The sequence below is a fragment of the Micromonospora sp. NPDC049230 genome (genome assembly GCF_040647875.1).
Lineage (GTDB): Bacteria > Actinomycetota > Actinomycetes > Mycobacteriales > Micromonosporaceae > Micromonospora.
The window spans coordinates 49,187-66,085 of record NZ_JBEZCZ010000006.1; the positions used below are offsets into that span (position 1 = coordinate 49,187).

General features: G+C 72.5%; 16 protein-coding genes. 12 read left to right on the plus strand and 4 right to left on the minus strand.

What is annotated here, in order from left to right:
• The first annotated feature begins 116 nt into the window (after positions 1-116).
• From AB0A95_RS07385 to AB0A95_RS07400, 4 genes are all read left to right on the plus strand, one after another.
• Entirely contained in the window at positions 117-941 is an 825-nt protein-coding gene (locus AB0A95_RS07385; RefSeq protein ID WP_357554776.1) for a sigma-70 family RNA polymerase sigma factor, read from the plus strand.
• A gap of 1 nt (position 942) precedes the next feature.
• Positions 943-1,230, plus strand: a complete 288-nt coding sequence (rsrA, locus tag AB0A95_RS07390; protein WP_030336658.1) for a mycothiol system anti-sigma-R factor — start codon at positions 943-945, stop codon at positions 1,228-1,230.
• A 415-nt stretch (positions 1,231-1,645) separates the two neighbouring features.
• Positions 1,646-1,867, plus strand: a complete 222-nt coding sequence (locus tag AB0A95_RS07395; protein ID WP_357554951.1) for a biotin/lipoyl-binding carrier protein — start codon at positions 1,646-1,648, stop codon at positions 1,865-1,867.
• Positions 1,864-2,373 (plus strand): GNAT family N-acetyltransferase, encoded by a 510-nt coding sequence (locus tag AB0A95_RS07400; protein WP_357554777.1) that lies wholly within the window; start codon positions 1,864-1,866, stop codon positions 2,371-2,373. Before AB0A95_RS07395 ends, AB0A95_RS07400 begins: the two co-directional genes overlap by 4 nt.
• Before the next feature lie 15 nt (positions 2,374-2,388).
• Here the strand turns inward: AB0A95_RS07400 and AB0A95_RS07405 are convergent, their stop codons facing one another.
• Positions 2,389-3,006: a TetR/AcrR family transcriptional regulator gene (locus AB0A95_RS07405; protein WP_357554778.1), complete on the minus strand. Its 618-nt coding sequence runs from the start codon at positions 3,004-3,006 to the stop codon at positions 2,389-2,391.
• Between the two features lie 112 nt (positions 3,007-3,118).
• On the opposite strand from AB0A95_RS07405, the gene AB0A95_RS07410 reads away from it, so the two are divergent.
• Positions 3,119-4,705, plus strand: a complete 1,587-nt coding sequence (locus tag AB0A95_RS07410; RefSeq protein ID WP_357554779.1) for an MDR family MFS transporter — start codon at positions 3,119-3,121, stop codon at positions 4,703-4,705.
• A 54-nt stretch (positions 4,706-4,759) separates the two neighbouring features.
• Here AB0A95_RS07410 and AB0A95_RS07415 read toward each other — a convergent pair whose 3' ends face one another.
• Positions 4,760-6,589, minus strand: a complete 1,830-nt coding sequence (locus AB0A95_RS07415) for a tetratricopeptide repeat protein (protein WP_357554780.1) — start codon at positions 6,587-6,589, stop codon at positions 4,760-4,762.
• Positions 6,590-6,779: 190 nt separating this feature from the next.
• Between AB0A95_RS07415 and AB0A95_RS07420 the strand changes: the two genes are divergently transcribed.
• Both AB0A95_RS07420 and AB0A95_RS07425 read left to right on the plus strand, forming a co-directional pair.
• The gene (locus AB0A95_RS07420; protein WP_357554952.1) at positions 6,780-7,811 is read left to right on the plus strand and encodes an SIS domain-containing protein; all 1,032 of its coding nucleotides are present in this window, start codon (positions 6,780-6,782) and stop codon (positions 7,809-7,811) included.
• Between the two features lie 25 nt (positions 7,812-7,836).
• Positions 7,837-9,429 (plus strand): histidine kinase N-terminal domain-containing protein, encoded by a 1,593-nt coding sequence (locus AB0A95_RS07425; protein WP_357554781.1) that lies wholly within the window; start codon positions 7,837-7,839, stop codon positions 9,427-9,429.
• Positions 9,430-9,611: 182 nt separating this feature from the next.
• On the opposite strand, the gene AB0A95_RS07430 is transcribed toward AB0A95_RS07425, so the two are convergent.
• On the minus strand, positions 9,612-11,117 hold the full coding sequence (locus tag AB0A95_RS07430) for a glycosyltransferase family 39 protein (RefSeq protein ID WP_357554782.1): 1,506 nt from the start codon (positions 11,115-11,117) through the stop codon (positions 9,612-9,614).
• Positions 11,118-11,153: 36 nt separating this feature from the next.
• Positions 11,154-12,179 (minus strand): aldo/keto reductase family protein, encoded by a 1,026-nt coding sequence (locus AB0A95_RS07435; protein WP_357554783.1) that lies wholly within the window; start codon positions 12,177-12,179, stop codon positions 11,154-11,156.
• 62 nt (positions 12,180-12,241) lie between these two features.
• Between AB0A95_RS07435 and AB0A95_RS07440 the strand changes: the two genes are divergently transcribed.
• From AB0A95_RS07440 to AB0A95_RS07460, 5 genes are all read left to right on the plus strand, one after another.
• Entirely contained in the window at positions 12,242-13,153 is a 912-nt protein-coding gene (locus AB0A95_RS07440; protein ID WP_357554784.1) for an ArsR family transcriptional regulator, read from the plus strand.
• A 293-nt stretch (positions 13,154-13,446) separates the two neighbouring features.
• Positions 13,447-15,159 (plus strand): nitrite/sulfite reductase, encoded by a 1,713-nt coding sequence (locus AB0A95_RS07445; RefSeq protein ID WP_357554785.1) that lies wholly within the window; start codon positions 13,447-13,449, stop codon positions 15,157-15,159.
• The gene (locus AB0A95_RS07450) at positions 15,156-15,317 is read left to right on the plus strand and encodes a hypothetical protein (protein ID WP_167393614.1); all 162 of its coding nucleotides are present in this window, start codon (positions 15,156-15,158) and stop codon (positions 15,315-15,317) included. The genes AB0A95_RS07445 and AB0A95_RS07450 overlap by 4 nt, the downstream gene beginning before the upstream one ends.
• Positions 15,314-16,075 carry a phosphoadenylyl-sulfate reductase gene (locus AB0A95_RS07455; RefSeq protein WP_357554786.1) on the plus strand — a complete coding sequence of 254 codons (762 nt, stop codon included), beginning with the start codon at positions 15,314-15,316 and terminating at the stop codon, positions 16,073-16,075. The genes AB0A95_RS07450 and AB0A95_RS07455 overlap by 4 nt, the downstream gene beginning before the upstream one ends.
• A complete protein-coding gene (locus AB0A95_RS07460) occupies positions 16,072-16,869 on the plus strand; it encodes a CbiX/SirB N-terminal domain-containing protein (protein ID WP_357554953.1) in 798 nt (265 codons plus the stop codon). The genes AB0A95_RS07455 and AB0A95_RS07460 overlap by 4 nt, the downstream gene beginning before the upstream one ends.
• Positions 16,870-16,899 lie beyond the last annotated feature (30 nt).

The following is a 16,899-nucleotide window of genomic DNA, read 5'->3' on the forward strand; positions in this document are numbered from 1 at the left end:
GTCCCAGCGCCGGCCGCCGTCGGGGCCGGGACCAGGAACGGGAGGTCAGCCGGAATGCCCCGGTGGTCATCTCGCGTTACTAACCCCGGACGAGTTTTCTGCGAGGGGGGTGACCGGTGCCGACCGAGACACGAAGCCTGGAACGGGGCGAACGGGACGCCCGGCAGCTGAAGCGGCTGCTGGATGGCCCGGAGTGGCCCGCGACGGCGGGACCGGGCGGGGTGGGTGCGGTGAGCACGGGCACACCGGCCGGAAGTGAATCTGCGGGCAGGTCCGTGCGCGTATCCTCGGCGGGAAAGCATCCGACGCGAGGGGATGTGCGGTTGACCACCGAGAAGACGGACGAGCGCAGGGCCCGATTCGAACGGGACGCGATGCCATTCGTCGATCAGCTCTACGCTGCTGGGCTGCGGATGACACGCAACCCGGCGGATGCCGAGGATCTGGTCCAGGAGACGTACCTGAAGGCGTACGCGGCCTTCCACCAGTTCGAGCAGGGCACGAACCTGAAGGCCTGGCTCTACCGGATCCTGACCAACACCTACATCAACTCCTACCGCAAGCGGCAGCGCCAGCCGATCCAGGCGCCCACCGAGGAGATCACCGACTGGCAGCTCGCCGAGGCCGAGTCGCACACCTCCAGTGGGTTGCGATCGGCCGAGACCGAGGCGCTTGACCGACTGCCGGACAGCGACGTCAAGGAAGCCCTCCAGCAGTTGCCGGAGGAGTTCCGGCTGGCCGTCTACCTGACCGATGTCGAGGGCTTCTCGTACAAGGAGGTCGCGGACATCATGGGTACGCCGATCGGCACTGTGATGTCACGTCTGCACCGGGGGCGTCGTAATCTGCGCAAGTTGCTTGAGCGCTACGCCGGGGAGCGGGGCTTCAGTGCGGCCCGCTCGTCGAAGGGCTCGACCGCCGCCGCCGGCCGGGAGGTGTGACGTGAGCTGTGGGGAGCCGCACGAGACGGATTGCCGCGAGGTGCTCGCGGAGGTCTACCTCTACCTGGATCTGGAGTGCGCCGACGAGCGGCGTTCGCTGATCCGGCACCACCTGGACGAGTGCGGGCCCTGCCTGCGCGAGTACGGGCTGGAGCAGGAGGTGCGGGCGTTGGTCGCTCGTTGCTGCGGCAACGAGACCGCGCCGGACGAACTGCGCGAGCGCCTGCGGGTCAAGCTGACCGAGCTGGTGGTCTTCGAGACCAGTGACTCCCGCGAGCTGGCCGACTGAGCGTCGGCACGACAGCGTCAACACCGGTGGCCCGGGTCGACATCGACCCGGGCCACCGGTGTGTCCGGCGTCGGCCGGGTCCAGCTGATCGGCGACGGGCCGCCGGCCCGTCGACCCGTTCAGGAGTTGGGACGCTTGCCGTGGTTCGCGGCGCTCTTCTTACGAGCCTTCTTCTTCCGGGACTTCTTCGCCATGCTGACCTCCTCGTGTTGGGTCGGATCCGTGCTGCCCACGACCTCGGCGCCGGTGCACCCACCGGCGGCCCGGCAACGGGTCCGACCCGCTGATGGTAGTGCGGTCGGCACCCGTCGCCTTCCCCAGGGCGGGTACGCCATTCCGACCGGGCCGCTGCGCACCCGGGGCCGGTGGCCGCATGATTGGATACGTCGGCAGGCACATCGCGAAAAGGGAGGGCCTGGACATGGCCGAGGAGATCCGCGCCGAGATGGTGGCGAACGTCTGGAAGGTCGTCGCCGCGGCAGGTGACACGGTGACCGAGGGCGACACCCTGGTGATCCTCGAGTCGATGAAGATGGAGATCCCGGTCGTCGCCGAGTCCGACGGTGTGCTCGAGCAGCTTGTGGTCCACGAGGGCGACGTCGTGCAGGACGGCGACCTCATCGCGGTGATTGCTTGACCGGGGTGCGGGTCCGGCGGGCCGAGCCGGCCGACTTCCCGGTGGTGGCCCGGCTGACCGTGGCCGCGTACGAGGCGGACGGCCAGCTCAAGGACGAGCACGGGTACGGCACCGTGTTGGCCGACGTGTCGACCCGGGCCGACAGCGGCGAGGTGCTGGTCGCGGTCGACGAGGTGACCGGGGCGGTGCTCGGCTCGGTGACCTTCGTGCTGCCGGGCACCCCGTTCGCCGAGTTGTCCGGGCCGGGCGAGGCGGAGTTCCGGATGCTCGCGGTCGACCCCGGGACTCAGGGGCGGGGCGTCGGTGCCGCGCTGGCCAGGGCGTGCGTCGAGCGCGCGGCCGAGCTCGGCTGCACGGCGGTCGTGATCTGCGTCCGGGCCGGGATGGCCGATGCGGCGCACCGGCTCTACTCGCGGCTCGGGTTCGTCCGCGCTCCGGAGAAGGACTGGTCGCCGGCGGTCGACGTGGACCTGCTCGGCCTGCGACTGGACCTGACGCGCGGCTGACCCGCCGTCGACCGATCAGCCCAGGTCGGTCGGACCCGCGCCCCGGTCGGGCTGCGCGGCCTCGTCGGGCTGCGTGCCGATGGCGGCCAGCAGCTCGTCGGCCACCTCCAGGGCGAGCTTGCGGCGTTCGTCGTCGCTGATGAGCGGCGCGCGGACGGCGAACCAGCTCGTGTGCACGGCGAAGATCGACAGCGCGGCGCGAAGTTGGGCTGCGGGGGAGTCGTCACCCCGGCAGAGCGCGTCGGCCAGCTCCAACATCCGACCGCGCATCTGTTGGCCGGAGGAGAGGCTCTTGAGCGCGGTCTGGTTCTGCTCGAAGAAGCGCATCACCGACGGCTGGGTCCCGTCGAACATCGTGTCGGCGTACCGGGAGATCAGCTCGCGCCGGGTGTCCAGGGTGGCGGGCTGGGTGGCGGCCCAGGCGATCAGTGCGTCCATCCCCTCCAGCCGGTCCTCGACGAAGCTGGCGACGATGTCGTTCTTGCTCTTGAAGTGGTAGTAGAGCGCGGCCTTCGTGACATTGAGGCGCTCGGCGATCTCCCGCAGCGAGGTCTTCTCGTACCCCTGCTCGGTGAAGAGCTCGAGCGCGACGGCCTTGATCCGCTCTCGCGTCCCGCCTGTGCTCTCCCTCACCCACGCCCTCCAATTGACTTGACCGGTACTTCCTACCCAACTTACCGTGCGGCTAGTAAGGTGACTAGCCGGGCGGCAAGTAAGTATGGCAATTCTCAGGGGGAGCTTACCCATGACTCAGGCAACCCAGACCGGCGTGCGACCCAACAACATCCGGGTCGTGCTGTTCGGGCTGATGATCGCGATGATGCTCGCGATGCTCGACAACATGATCGTCAGCACCGCGCTGCCGCGGATCGTCGGCGAGTTCGGCGGCCTCAACCACTTCACCTGGGTGGTCACCGCGTACGTTCTGGGCACCACCGTCTCGACCCCGATCTGGGGCAAGCTCGGTGACCTCTACGGCCGCAAGTCGGTCTTCCTCACCTCGGTGGTCACCTTCCTCGTCGGCTCCGCCCTCTGCGGCATGGCCGGCTCCGCGATGCTCGGCGGCCCGCAGGACGGCATGGTCCAGCTCATCGCCTTCCGTGCCGTGCAGGGCCTCGGCGCGGGCGGGCTCATGGTCGGCGTGATGGCGATCATCGGTGACCTGGTCCCGCCCCGCGAGCGTGGGCGCTACCAGGGCATGATCGCCGGCATCATGGCCATCGCCATGGTCGCCGGGCCACTGGCCGGTGGCTTCATCACCGACCACCTGTCCTGGCGGTGGGCGTTCTACGTGAACCTGCCGCTGGGTGGGGTCGCGCTGCTCGTACTGATCAGCACGATGCACCTGCCGAAATACCGCACCGAGCACCGGATCGACTGGCTCGGCGCCGGGCTGCTCTCGGTCGGCATCACCGCGATCGTGCTCATCACCACCTGGGGCGGCAACGAGTACGACTGGACGTCGCCGCAGATCCTCGGCCTGGCCGTGCTGGGCGTGCTCGCGCTTGTGGCGTTCGGCCTGGTGGAGCGCCGCGTCCAGGAGCCGATCCTCCCGTTGGCGCTCTTCGCCAACCGCAACTTCGCGCTGATCTCGGTGATCGGCTTCCTGCTCGGCTTCGCGATGTTCGGCGCGATGAACTTCCTGCCGCTCTACCAGCAGACCGTGCAGGGGGCGTCGGCGACCAACAGCGGTCTGCTGCTGCTGCCCCTGATGTTCGGCATGCTCGTCGTGTCGCTTGTCATCGGCCGGGCGATCACCAAGAACGGCAAGTACCGGGCGTACCCGATCATCGGTGGCGTCGTGATGACCGCCGGCATGGCGCTGCTGTCCATGCTCGACACCAACACCAGCAAGCTGACGTCCTCGCTGTACATGGTCGTGCTCGGCGTCGGCATGGGCTTCCTGATGCAGACGTCGATGCTGATCGCCCAGAACAGCGTCGAGCAGAAGGATCTCGGCGCGGCGAGCGGCGCGGCGACGTTCTTCCGGTCGATCGGCGGCTCGTTCGGCATCTCGCTGTTCGGCGCGATCTTCGCCAACCGGCTGGCCGACTCCGCCGCGGGCGCGGCCTTCGGTGACGAGTCCGGTGGCAGCATGGACCTGGAGAAGCTCAAGCAGTTGCCGGCCCAGGCGCGTGAGGCGGTGCTCGGCGGTCTCTCCGACGCGATCTCACACGTCTTCCTGTGGGCGGTGCTGTTCACCATCGTGATCCCGGTGCTCGCCTGGTTCATCAAGGAGATCCCGCTGCGTACCGCCAACGAGGCGCCGCCGCAGGCCACTCCGGAGGAGGACGCCGAGGTCGCCCTCGGCAAGGCGGCCCCGGTGGCCTGACCCGCAACTGTTCCGACGCGCCGCGTCGTCCCCCTCGGGGACGGCGCGGCGCGTTCAGTCGCGGCGGGTTAGGCGTTGCCAGAGGCGGCGGAGGGGATTGCGGGGGCGGGGAAGGTTGGCGGGTCGGGTGCCGAGTAGCTGGGTGGCCAGTGCCGCGGTGTCCTTGTCCAGCTCCGGGACGGCGAGCGCCAGGTGGGCCAGCGAGACGGCGATCGGGACCGGTCGGGCCCGCGCGACGGCGGCCGCGTCGGCGAGCCGATCCGCCACCACCCGCGCCACGTCCGACCGCACCGAGGGATCCACCCAGGCGGCCGTGACCAGGGCGAACAACGCCGCCTCGGTGACCCAGTCCTCGACGTCCCAGATCAGGTCGAGTAGTACGCGGCGCCGGGTCGAGCCTTCCCACGGCTCGTCGGTGCGGTGGTGCAGCAGCCCCAGGCAGGCCCAGACCTGCACGCCACGGACCCAGATCGACGGGTCGTGGGCGGCCAGCAGCCGCCCCACGGCGTTGGCCGGTGCCGCCGGCGGGTGCACCAGCAGGCCGAGCAGGTCCGCCACGTCGAGGCCGGCGAGACCCACCGCCGCGTCGTACGCCGCCGGTGGGTGCGGCCACGCCGGGTGGGCGAGTTGACCGATCCGTTCGACGGCTGTCGCCGAGGGTGGCGGCAGCGCGGGCGTGGGAACGTTCTCCGCGTAGTGCCACAACCGCTGGGCGGACGCGCGCCGGGGCTCGCGCGGGTCCGGATCGGGCGTGCCCACGACGTCGATCCGCAGCCCGGGGGCGGTGGACGTCGCCGTCCGGACGGCGCTCGGCGGGGCCGCGGCGGCCAGGCGTACGGCGCTGCCGGAGCCGTTGTCGTCATCGGCCACCGCCTGGCGCATCGCGTCGACGAGCGGGCCGCCGGCCGGGGTCAGTTGGCCGAGCCACGGCCGGCCTCGACAGCACTGGGCCAGGTCACCGTGCTCGTGGCTGTCGTCGGGGTGGTCGCGTACGAAGTCGGCGAGCGCGACCAGGTGGGCCAGGTCACCGTCGCGCAGGTGTCGTAGACGGTGGGCGGTGTGCACCGCGCAGTCGAACGACGGGTCGCGCGCCAGCGCCCGCTCGGTCCACTCCAGTGCCTCGTCGAGGCGGCCGATGTCGGCCAGGGTGCCGGCGATGTCCGCGTAGATCGCCAGGTCGTCGGGGTCCAGCTCGACGGCCCGACCGAGGGCGGCCAGGCCGTCGCGGGTCCGGCCGGCGCTGCGGTACGCGTACCCGAGCCAGACCTCGCCCATCTTCGAGGGTTGTGCGCGTACCCCTCGGGTGGCCCAGCGCACGGCCAGCGTGGCTTCGCCGAGACGCCGGGCCAGCGCGGACGCCGCACCGAGCAGCAGGCCGTGCTCGGGGTGGACGGTGATCGCGTTGCGGGCCAGCGTGAGGTACGGCGTGAGGGCGCCCCGGTCGACCCGCGGCACCGGGTCGGGCAGCGCGGCGCAGACCTGCATGAGGACGCGGGCGATGTGCTCCGGGTTCAGCCGTTCGGCCAGCTCGGGCGCGGTGACCCAGGGCACTTCGGCCCACTCGGTGCCGGGTGCGTACGTGGTCGCCGCGGCCAGCAGCTCCAGCCCTTCGGCGGGGCGTCCGGCGGTGGCGAGCAGATGGGCGCGGGCGACGACGGCGCCCACGAAGGTGTGGTGGTTGATCGGGAAGAGGTCGAGGCCACCGCCGCTCGCCGCGGCGAGCCGGGCCAGCGTCTCGTGCACCTCCGGGAGGGTGGGGGCCCGCGCCAGCGCGCCGGCGAGGTGGCCGGCGGCATGGTGCAGGTCACCGTCGTCGAGTGCCAGCCGGGCCAGCGCCAGTTCCTCCGTCACGGAGAGCGCGGGGTCGTCCGTTCCCTCGGGCACGTCGTCCTCTCGTCGCTGGGCTGGGTGCAACACAACACGCCAAGCTTAGTTGATATTGAGATCAACTGGTGATCATCTGCGCACTCCTGCTCGTTCGATTACTGAGATACGGTTAAACGTGCAAGACTGAGCAAGAATTGCGCGGCAACCGCGCAGGGGAGGGGTTTCCGTGACACGTGCAGGGGCCGGCATGGCCGCCGACATCGACGAGCAGCCCGCTGGCTACGCCCGCCTGCTCTCGACCGCCAACGCCGCCGAGATCGCGCGGGTGGCGGCGGTCATCGCCGAACGTCGTCCTCGGCACGTGGTCTTCACCGCCCGGGGCACCTCCGACCACGCGGCGCTCTACGGGGCGTACCTGACCGAGATCCGGCTCGGCCTGCCCGCCGGGCTCGCCTCGCCCAGCTCGGTCACCCTGTTCGGGGCCCGGCCCGACCTGTCCGACGCGCTCGTCGTCGGGGTCAGCCAGAGCGGCGGCTCGCCCGACCTGGCCGAGGTGTTGCGCGCCGCCCGCGCCACCGGGGCGCTGACCCTCGCGGTGACCAACGCGCCAGACTCGCCGCTGGTGGACGTGGCCGAGCTGAGCGTCGACATCGCCGCCGGGCACGAGCGGGCAGTGGCCGCCACCAAGACCTACACCGCAGAGCTGCTCGCCCTGCTGATGCTCGTGGAGGGCATCCGGGCCGGCGACGGCGTGCTCCCCGCTGCCGAACGGGAGGCGCTCGACGCGCTGCCCGAGTTGGCCGCCCGCACCCTCGCCGACGACACCCCGGCGCGGCTCGCGCCGCGCTACCGGTTCGCCCGCCAACTGGTCACCACCGGCCGGGGGTACGCCTACCCGACCGCCCGGGAGGCCGCGCTGAAGCTGATGGAGACCTCGTACCTGCCGGCGCTCGCCTTCTCCGGCGCCGACCTGCTGCACGGCCCGCTCGCGATGACCGACCCGGAGGTCCCGGTGCTCGCCGTGGTCGGCTCCGGCCCCGGTGGCCGCTCGATGGGTGAGGTGCTGCCCCGCCTCGGTGAGCGCCGCGCCGACGTCGTGGTGGTCGGCTCGGCCGACGTGCCGGGTGCCACCCGGCTGGCCGTCCCCGAGGTCGACGAACGGTACGCACCACTGTTGGACATCCTGCCGTTGCAGCGGTTGGCGCTGGCCCTGGCGCTCACCCGAGGTGAGGACCCGGACGCGCCGCGCGGCTTGAAGAAGGTCACCGCGACGATGTGAGGCACGGCGTGGCACCCTGGTCACCGTGTCCACGCTGCGCGACCTCGCCGAGGAGCACACCCATCTCCGTCCGGCCGACATCGACCACCTGCACCGCATCGCCGGCGACTGGCAACTGCTCTCCGATCTGTCCTTCGCCGACCTGCTGCTCTGGGTGCCCGTCGACGCCGACGGCACGTTCCTGTGCGTCGCCCAGGTCCGACCGACCACCGCACCGACCGCCTACCAGGATGACCAGGTGGGGCGGATCGTCGGCGGGCCGGAGGTGGCCCACCTTCAGGTGGCCTACTCCCAGGGCCGGATCTGGCGGGAGGGCGACCCGGTCTGGTATGGGGACGTGCCGGCCCGGCACGAGGCGATCCCGGTCCGGCTGCGGACCGCCGAGGGCGAGGCCGGCGAGGTGATCGCCGTGGTGGGTCGGGACACCAACCTCTCCACCGCCCGTACGCCCAGCCAGCTGGAACTCAACTACCTGACCACCGCCGACGACCTGGCGCAGATGATCGCGGATGGCACCTTCCCGCCGCCGCGGCACCCGGGCGAGACCACGTCGGCGCCCCGGGTCGGCGACGGCCTGGTCCGGCTCGACGCCGGCGGCAAGGTCACCTATGCCAGCCCGAACGCGCAGTCCGCGTACCGCCGACTGGGCTACGCCTCGCACCTGGTTGGCGAGGACCTGGCCGCGTTGCACCGCCGGCTCGCCGGCGATCCGTTGGACGGCACCGAGGCGGCGAACGGCATCCTGGCCGCGCTGCGCGGTGAGGCGCCGCCCCGCCGGGAGATCGACGCGCGCGGCGCCACGATGCTCACCCGGGCGCTGCCGCTGATGCCGGCCGGGGTGCCGATCGGAGCGTTGGTGCTGGTCCGGGACATCACCGAGGTCCGCCGCCGGGACCGGGCACTGATCACCAAGGACGCCACCATCCGGGAGATCCACCACCGGGTGAAGAACAACCTCCAGACCGTTGCCGCACTGCTGCGGTTGCAGGCCCGCCGGGTGGCCATGCCGGAGGCCCGCGTCGCGCTGGAGGAGTCGGTCCGCCGGGTCGCCTCGATCGCCCTGGTGCACGAGACGCTCTCCATGTCCAGTGACGAGGCGGTCGAGTTCGACGGCATCGTCGACCGGGTGGCCAGCGCGGCGACCGAGGTCGCGGCGACCGAGGTGAGCGTCGGCATGCGGCGGCGGGGCAGCTTCGGCGTCCTGCCGGCGGAGATCGCCACCTCCCTGGTGATGGTCCTCAACGAGTTGCTGCTCAACGCCGTCGAGCACGGCTTCCCGCCGGCCGACGAGGCGCAGGACGCCCCGACCCCCGCCGCCTCGGGCATGGTGCCGGTCGCCGTCGCCGAGGTCGACCCGTCGGACCGGCCGGAGGTGGTGGTCGCGGCGCACCGGTTCCGCAAGATGCTGCACGTCTCGGTGACCGACAACGGGCGCGGGCTGCCACCGGACTTCGACGCCGAACGCGGCAGCCGGCTCGGCCTCCAGATCGTCCGCGCCCTGGTCACCGGTGAGCTGCGGGGCACCATCGAGCTGCGGGCCGGTGCCAACGGCGGCACCGAGGCCGTGCTTGTCGTCCCGCTGGCCCGCAACGCCCACGACGTCCGCTCACCGGGCTGAGCCGCCTCCTGCCGGGCGGGTCCGTCCTGTGCCGGGCGGGTCCGCCGCGGGGGGTGCGGGCACCAGAACGAGCCTGATGCCGGTGAGTCATCAAGATGACTCACCGGCATCACACTGATCGAGGCGGGTGGGCCGGGAGTCGGCCTGCCGGGGTTGGTCGGGTCACCGGTTGGAGCAGCCGGTCAGCGGTTGGGGCGGCTGGTCAGCAGGGCGACGGTGAGGCCGGGGCGCGGCCAGACCTGGGCGACCGTGAAGTCCGCGCGCAGGGCTTCGCCCTTGGGGCCGGTCACGGCGGACAGCGGCTCGGCGTGCCGACCGGAGACGACGAGCCAGACCCGTGTCGTGCCGGCCAGGCACCCCGCCGGTTGGGGGCACTCGGCGGCCCACAGGTCGCCCCGGCGGACCTCGTCCTCGGTGACCAGCACGTCGCGTGGTGGGTCGTCGAGGTGGTATTCGATGCCGAGGTCGAGGAAGAGCCAGCTCTGCCGGGGGGAGTAGACCACCGCGTCGCCCGGCCGCTGACCGTCGGCGATGACCCGGGCCGCACCCGCGTAGTCCACCGGCGCGCTGCGCGGCCACTCGTGCGTCCGCCGCAGCGCTGCCTGGTCGGGAAGGCCGAGCAACCCGGCAAGGACCACCACGGCTAGCCCGGCCGGCACGGACACCGCGGCAAGCGCCGCGCCCGCCAGCAGGCAGGCGAAGGGCACAACGAAGACCAGGTACCGGGGCACCCACAGCGGTACGACCTCGCCGGCGGCGAAGAGCAGCAGCACGGGCAGCAGCACCGCGCTCACCGGCAGCACGGCGCGTCGACCGAGCCGGGCCGCACCCAGCGCGGCGACCCCGACCAGCAGGCCACCCACCACGCTGCTCTGTGCCACCCCGCCGGGCAGCGCGGTCAGGTCGTCCAGACGGACCAGGTGGACCCAGTTGAGCTGCCGGGACCGCTGCGCGCGGGCCTTGAGCAGCAGGGGGGCGACAAGCAGCGCGACCGGCGCCACGGAGACCACCCACCGCCACACCCGCCCGTCCCGTGCGGCGCCGTCCCGGTCCCGGCTGGCTACGCCGGCCGTGGCCGGGCCGCGCCACCAGGTGAGCAGGACGACCAGGCAGTGCGCGGCGAGCAGGGTGAGCGCGATCAGGTGGACGAGTCCGAGGGCGGCGACGGCGGCGGCGTACCCGGCCCAGCGGGCCCAGCCCGGTCTGCGCAAGGCGGCCACCAGCAGCACTGTGGCGAGCACCGCGAGCATGGTGGCCAGCGCGTACGGGCGGGCCTCCTGCCCGTAGCGGGATGTGCCGGGCAGGATCGCGAACAGCAGCCCGGCGAACAGACCGGTGCGCCGGTCGACGAGCCACGCGCCGAGCACGGCGAGCAACCCGGCCGCCACTGTCATCGCCAGCACGGCAGGTACGCGCAGGGCGATCGTGGAGTCGCCGACGAGCGCGGTCCAGCCGTGCATCAGCAGGTAGTACGGCCCGGTGGCGGCGTCGATGGTGCCGGCCAGCCGGACCAGGTCCGTTGGCGACCGGCTGGCCGCGCTCCAGGTCGCCAACTCGTCGCGCCAGAGCTGGGCGGAGCCCAACCCGGTGACTGTCACCGCCAGGGTCAGCAGCGCCGGGGCGAGCCAGACCGGTACGCGGCGCAGGTGCTCCCACGCCGCCCCGGTCGACTCGGACAATCTGCCCACGGTTCGAGCCTGCCACGGCCGTGCCGTTCGTGGGCGTCAGCCGGCCGCAGGCGGTGGGCGCCAGGCGGGCGGCACGTCGTTCGGCCGGGCGGTCTTCGCCGGATCACGCTCGACGAGGTCGCCGAGCACCGCATCGATGTGCCGCATCAGCTCGTCGTCCAGGCGGAGCGCGGTGGCGGCGGCCGTCTCGGCGAGCTGCTCGGGTCGGGACGCGCCGACGATCGCGCTGGCCACTGTCGGCCGGTGCAACACCCAGGCCACCGCCAGCTGGGCCATCGTGCAGCCGGCGGCATCGGCGACCGGTCGGAGCTGGCGGACCCGGGACAGCAGCAGATCCGAGGAGTAACGGGCGATGAACGACCCGCCGAAGCCGTCGGTGGCCCGGGAGCCGGCGGGCGGGCGCTGGCCGGGCTCGTACTTGCCGGTCAGCACGCCCATCGCGAGCGGCGCCCAGGCGAGCTGACCCAACCCGAGCTCGGCGCTGGTGGGCACCACCTCGGCCTCCGGCACCCGCCACAGCATCGAGTACTGCGGCTGGTTGGCGATGAACGGGACGTGCAGGTCGGCGGCGAGCCGCAGGCCCGCACGCAGTTGCGCGGCGGTCCACTCGGAGGCGCCGACGTAGAGCACCCTGCCCTGGCGGACCAGGTCGGCGAAGGCGAGCATCGTCTCCGGAAGCGGCACGCTGTCGTCGTACCGGTGTGCCTGGTAGAGGTCGACGTAGTCGGTGCCCAGCCGACGCAGCGAGGCGTGGCAGCTCTCGATGATGTGCTTGCGGGACAGCCCGGAGTCGTTGGCCCCCGGTCCGACCGGCAGGAACACCTTCGTGCACAGCTCGATCGAGCTGCGCCGGACGCCGCTCAGCGCCCTGCCGAGCGCCTCCTCGGCCCGCCCCTGGGCGTACCGGTCGGCGGTGTCGAAGGTGGTGATGCCCGCGTCCAGGGCGGCGGCCACGCACGCGCCCGCCGCCTCGTCGTCGAGCTGGTTGCCGTGGGTGACCCAGTTGCCGTACGCGACAGCGCTGACGCGCAGGCCCGACCGGCCCAGTTGCCTGTATTCCATGCCAGGATCCTCGACCGGTCGCGCGCTGTCGCCGAACCGTTCGAACGTGATCGAATCTGTCGGTGATCGAGGTTCGGTTCACGCCCGACGACCTGAGTCGGGTCCGGTTCGTGCACTCGCCGATGGCCGAGCTGGTGGCCAGCTCCTGGGCGCTGCGGAAGCCCGCGAAGTACTGGATGCACCGCCCCTGGCGGGAGCGCGCCGAGCGGCTGCTTCCCGGTGCCGGCCTGGAGCCGCTGCTGGCGGTGCTCAGGTCGTCCAACGGATACGTGCCGGACTTCCTCACCCCGATCGGGGTGGCCCCGAACCTGGCTGCCGAGCTGCGGGCGATCGCGAGCACCGACCCAACCCGGGTACGGCGGCAGTTGGACCGGGCCGGCGCGCCCCGGCTGGCCCCGGACGAGCTGGTGGCGCAGCTACGTCGGTACTTCGCCCTGCTGATCGCGCCGGACTGGCCCCGGCTGCGGGCGCTCGCGCTGGCCGACATCCGGCGGCGGACGCTGCTCGCCGGCGAGCAGGGCGGGCGCACCCTGCTCCGCGAGCTGCACCCGCTGATCCGCTGGGACGGTGCTGCGCTGCGGGTCGCCGTCGGCGCCACCCGACCGGCCGGTCTGGACGACCGCCCGTGGACGCTGCTACCCACCTCGTTCTCCGGCCCGACGGTGCACGCGATCATGGAGGGGGACGCCGGCCCGGCCCTCTGCTATCCGCCCGCCGGTCTGGGCGGGCTGTGGGCCTCGCCGCCGCCCAGCGCCGCGCTCGGCGCGCTGCTCGGCAGTACGAGGGCGGCGGCGCTGTCCCTGCTCGACACACCGCTGAGCACCGGCGAGCTGGCCGCGATGTTGGGCCTCGCGGCGGCGACCGCGTCGCACCACCTCACCACGTTGCGGGACAACGGCCTGGTCGTCGGCGTACGACAGGGGCGAGTGGTGCGCTATGCCCGGACTGTCCTCGGTGACCAGCTCGTCGGCTGATCCCCGGCCCGTGATGTGGGATCCAGCACGTGGACATTGGCCGGGGCTCATGTCGTGTGGCAGCATGGTGGGCATGACCGCCGCTGTCGTCCGCCGCTTCGTGGCCCGTCGCCACGTCGATTACGGCCGCGTGCGCAGCGCGATCTGTCCGGCTTCCTGACGACGCCCGACCAATCTGTCTCGGGTGCGCTCCGCGCCGGCTGTCTCAGACACCGTTGTCCCGCCCGCTTCCGCCGGGCCGGCCGTCGCGCCCCGCCTGCTTCGAGGCACCGCAGACAACGGAGGACGCCGCGATGGCGGTCAGCAGCACTCCTGCCCGTTCCGAGGACCCGACGACCCGCCCGGCCCGGGCGCCGCGCCGGCCACGGGGTGAGGGTCAGTGGGCGCTCGGCCACCGCGAGCCCCTCAACCCCAACGAGCGGATCAAGAAGGACGACGACCCGCTCAACGTCCGTGCGCGTATCGAGAACATCTACGCGCACGGCGGCTTCGCCTCGATCGACCCGCAGGATCTGCGTGGCCGGTTCCGCTGGTGGGGCCTCTACACCCAGCGCAAGGCGGGCATCGACGGCGGGCGCACCGCCGTCCTGGAGCCGCACGAGCTGGAGGACGAGTTCTTCATGCTCCGGGTCCGCATCGACGGCGGCCAGCTCAGCCTGGCCCAGCTGCGGGTGATCGCGGACATCTCCCGGGAGTTCGCGCGGGACACCGCCGACATCACCGACCGGCAGAACATCCAGTACCACTGGATCCGCGTCGAGGACATGCCGGAGATCTGGCGTCGGTTGGAGTCGGTCGGCCTCCAGACCACCGAGGCGTGCGGCGACTGCCCGCGGATCGTGCTGGGCAGCCCGGTCGCCGGGGTGGCCCGCGACGAGCTGCTCGACCCGACCCCGGCGATCGACGAGATCGTCTCCCGGTACGTCGGTGACAAGCAGTTCTCCAACCTGCCCCGCAAGTTCAAGACGTCCATCTCCTGGCTGGTGGACACCCCGTACGAGTCCAACGACATCGCCTTCCTCGGCGTCGACCACCCCGAGCACGGGCCCGGCTTCGATGTCTGGGTCGGCGGAGGTCTGTCCACCAACCCGATGCTCGCCAAGCGGCTCGGCGTCTGGGTGCCGCTGGCCGAGGTGCCGGACGTGTGGGCCGGGGTGGTCGGCATCTTCCGCGACTACGGCTACCGCCGGCTGCGCAACCGGGCCCGGCTGAAGTTCCTGGTGGCCGACTGGGGTGTGGAGCGCTTCCGCGAGGTCCTGGAGAAGGAGTACCTCGGCCGTACCCTGCTCGACGGCCCCGCGCCGGTCCTGCCGTCGAAGCCGGTCGACCACGTGGGGGTGCACGAGCAGTCCGACGGGCGAAACTACGTCGGTGCCGCGCCGGTGGTGGGGCGGGTCTCCGGTGGGCAGCTCGCCCAACTGGCCGACGTGGTCGAGGCGCACGGCAGCGACCGGGTGCGGCTCACCCCGTACCAGAAGCTGCTGGTGCTCGACGTGCCGTCGGAGCGGACGGAGTCGCTTGTCGACGCGCTGCGCGGCATTGGCCTGGAGGCCCGGCCGTCAGCGTGGCGACGCGGCACGATGGCGTGCACCGGCATCGAGTACTGCAAGTTGGCGATCGTCGAGACGAAGGCCCGCGGCGAGGAGTTGGTGGCCCGGCTGGAGCAGCGGCTGCGTGACTTCGACGCGGACATCTCGATCCACATCAACGGCTGCCCCAACGCCTGCGCCCGCACCCAGGTGGCCGACATCGGGCTCAAGGGGCAGCTGGTGGTCGGTCCCGACGGCCGGCAGGTGGAGGGCTTCCAGGTGCATCTCGGCGGCGGGCTGGGCATGGCCCAGGGGCAGACGGCCGGCTTCGGTCGCAAGCTGCGCGGGCTGAAGACCACCGCCGACGAGCTTCCGGAGTACGTGGAACGGCTGGCCACCCGCTACCTGGCCGGCCGGAGCGAGGGCGAGACCTTCGCCAACTGGGTGATCAGAGTCGACGAGGAGGCACTGCGGTGAGCAGCGAGAACCGAGCGGCACCTCTGTACTGCCCCTACTGCGGCGAGGAAGACCTGCGGCCGCACGAGGCGGGCCACGGCGCCTGGGAGTGCCACGCCTGCACCCGGGTCTTCTCGGTGAAGTTCACCGGGCTGCTCTCGCGGGCGGTGACCCGATGAGCCTCGTCTCCGCGGCCAACCTGCGCCTGGTCGGGCCCGGTGCGTCGACGAAGGCCGACCCGGCGCGCCGCGACCCGGAGGAGCTGCGGGCGCTGGCCGAGCAGGCGGGCCGCGACCTGGAGGGCGCCCCGGCGCTGGAGATCGCCCGCTGGGCGGCGCAGACCTTCGGCGACCGGTTCTGCGTCACCAGCTCGATGGCCGACGCCGTGCTGGCCCACCTGGTGTCCCGGGTGGCCCCGGGTGTGGACGTGGTCTTCCTCGACACCGGCCTGCACTTCCCCGAGACGCTACGGGTCCGCGACGAGGTCGCCCGGACGCTTCCGGTGAACGTCCGGTCGATCCGTCCCCGGCTCACAGTGGGTCAGCAGGACGGCCAGTACGGCCCCCGGCTGTTCAACAAGTCGCCGGACGACTGCTGCCAGTTGCGCAAGGTGGAGCCACTGGAGCGGGCGCTGACCGCGTACGACGCCTGGGCCGCGGGTCTGCGCCGGGACGAGTCGCCGACGCGGGCCAACACGCCGGTGGTGACCTTCGACGCGCGGCGCGGCAGGGTGAAGGTCAACCCGATCGCGGCGTGGTCGCAGAAGGACGTCGACGCCTACATCGCCCGCTTCAACGTGCCGGTGAACGAGCTGTTCAAGCAGGGGTACGGGTCGATCGGCTGCTGGCCGTGCACCCGGCGGACGAAGGCCGGCGAGGACGCGCGCGCCGGCCGGTGGGCCATGTTCGAGAAGACCGAGTGCGGGCTGCACGTCTGACCTCGCCGGCGACGGCCCCGACCGGCCCAGGGGCGGCCGGCGGGGCGGACCCGGTGGTGCTCGTCGCACACGGCAGCCGGGATCCGCGGGCGGCCGACGCCACCCGGGCACTGGCCCGAGCCGTGTCGGCGGCCCGGCCGGGCACACCGGTGTGGGCGAGTTGGCTGGACCACACCGAGCCGGGGCCGACCGAGGTGCTCGGTGGGCTGGCCGCGGCCGGTCACTCGCGGGCGGTCCTGGTGCCGCTGCTGCTGACCGCCGCGTACCACCATCGGGTTGACATTCCGGCGGCGGTCACCGCGGCGGTGCGGGCCGAGTCACCCCTGGCGGTACGCGTGACAGACGTGCTCGGCCCGGCGGACGGGACTGTCGACCCGGGGCTGATGGCGGGGCTGCGCCGTCGGCTCGCGGAGGCGCGGCCGGGCCGCTTCGACGCGCTGGCGTTGGCGGCGGCGGGCACCAGGGACGCGCGGGCACGCCGTTCGGTGGGCCGGGTCGCGGACGCGCTCGGCGCGGAGTTCGGTGTGCCCTGCCGGGTGGCGTACGCCTCGGCGGCTCCACCGGCGGCCGGCGTGGCGGTGTCCCGGTTACGGGCGGCCGGCGCCCGGCGGGTCGCGGTGTCCGCGTACTTCCTGGCACCGGGTTTGTTCCATGACGCGGTGACCGAGGCGGCTCGGGCGGCCGGTGCGGTGGCGGTGGCCGCCCCGTTGACCGACGCGCCGGAGTTGGTCGAGGTGGTGCTGCGCCGGGTCGACGACGGGTCGTCCGGCCGTGTCGTGGCGCCGGCGGGCTGAAACCGGTACCGGACAGCGGAACGCCCCGGT

Bases quoted from the DNA above. Each gene is read 5' to 3' on its own strand.
- AB0A95_RS07410 (WP_357554779.1), top strand. From the start codon at position 3,119: ATGACTCAGGCAACCCAGACCGGCGTGCGACCCAACAACATCCGGGTC.
- AB0A95_RS07420 (WP_357554952.1), top strand. From the start codon at position 6,780: ATGGCCGCCGACATCGACGAGCAGCCCGCTGGCTACGCCCGCCTGCTC.
- AB0A95_RS07435 (WP_357554783.1), bottom strand. From the start codon at position 12,179: ATGGAATACAGGCAACTGGGCCGGTCGGGCCTGCGCGTCAGCGCTGTC.
- AB0A95_RS07445 (WP_357554785.1), top strand. From the start codon at position 13,447: ATGGCGGTCAGCAGCACTCCTGCCCGTTCCGAGGACCCGACGACCCGC.
- AB0A95_RS07455 (WP_357554786.1), top strand. From the start codon at position 15,314: ATGAGCCTCGTCTCCGCGGCCAACCTGCGCCTGGTCGGGCCCGGTGCG.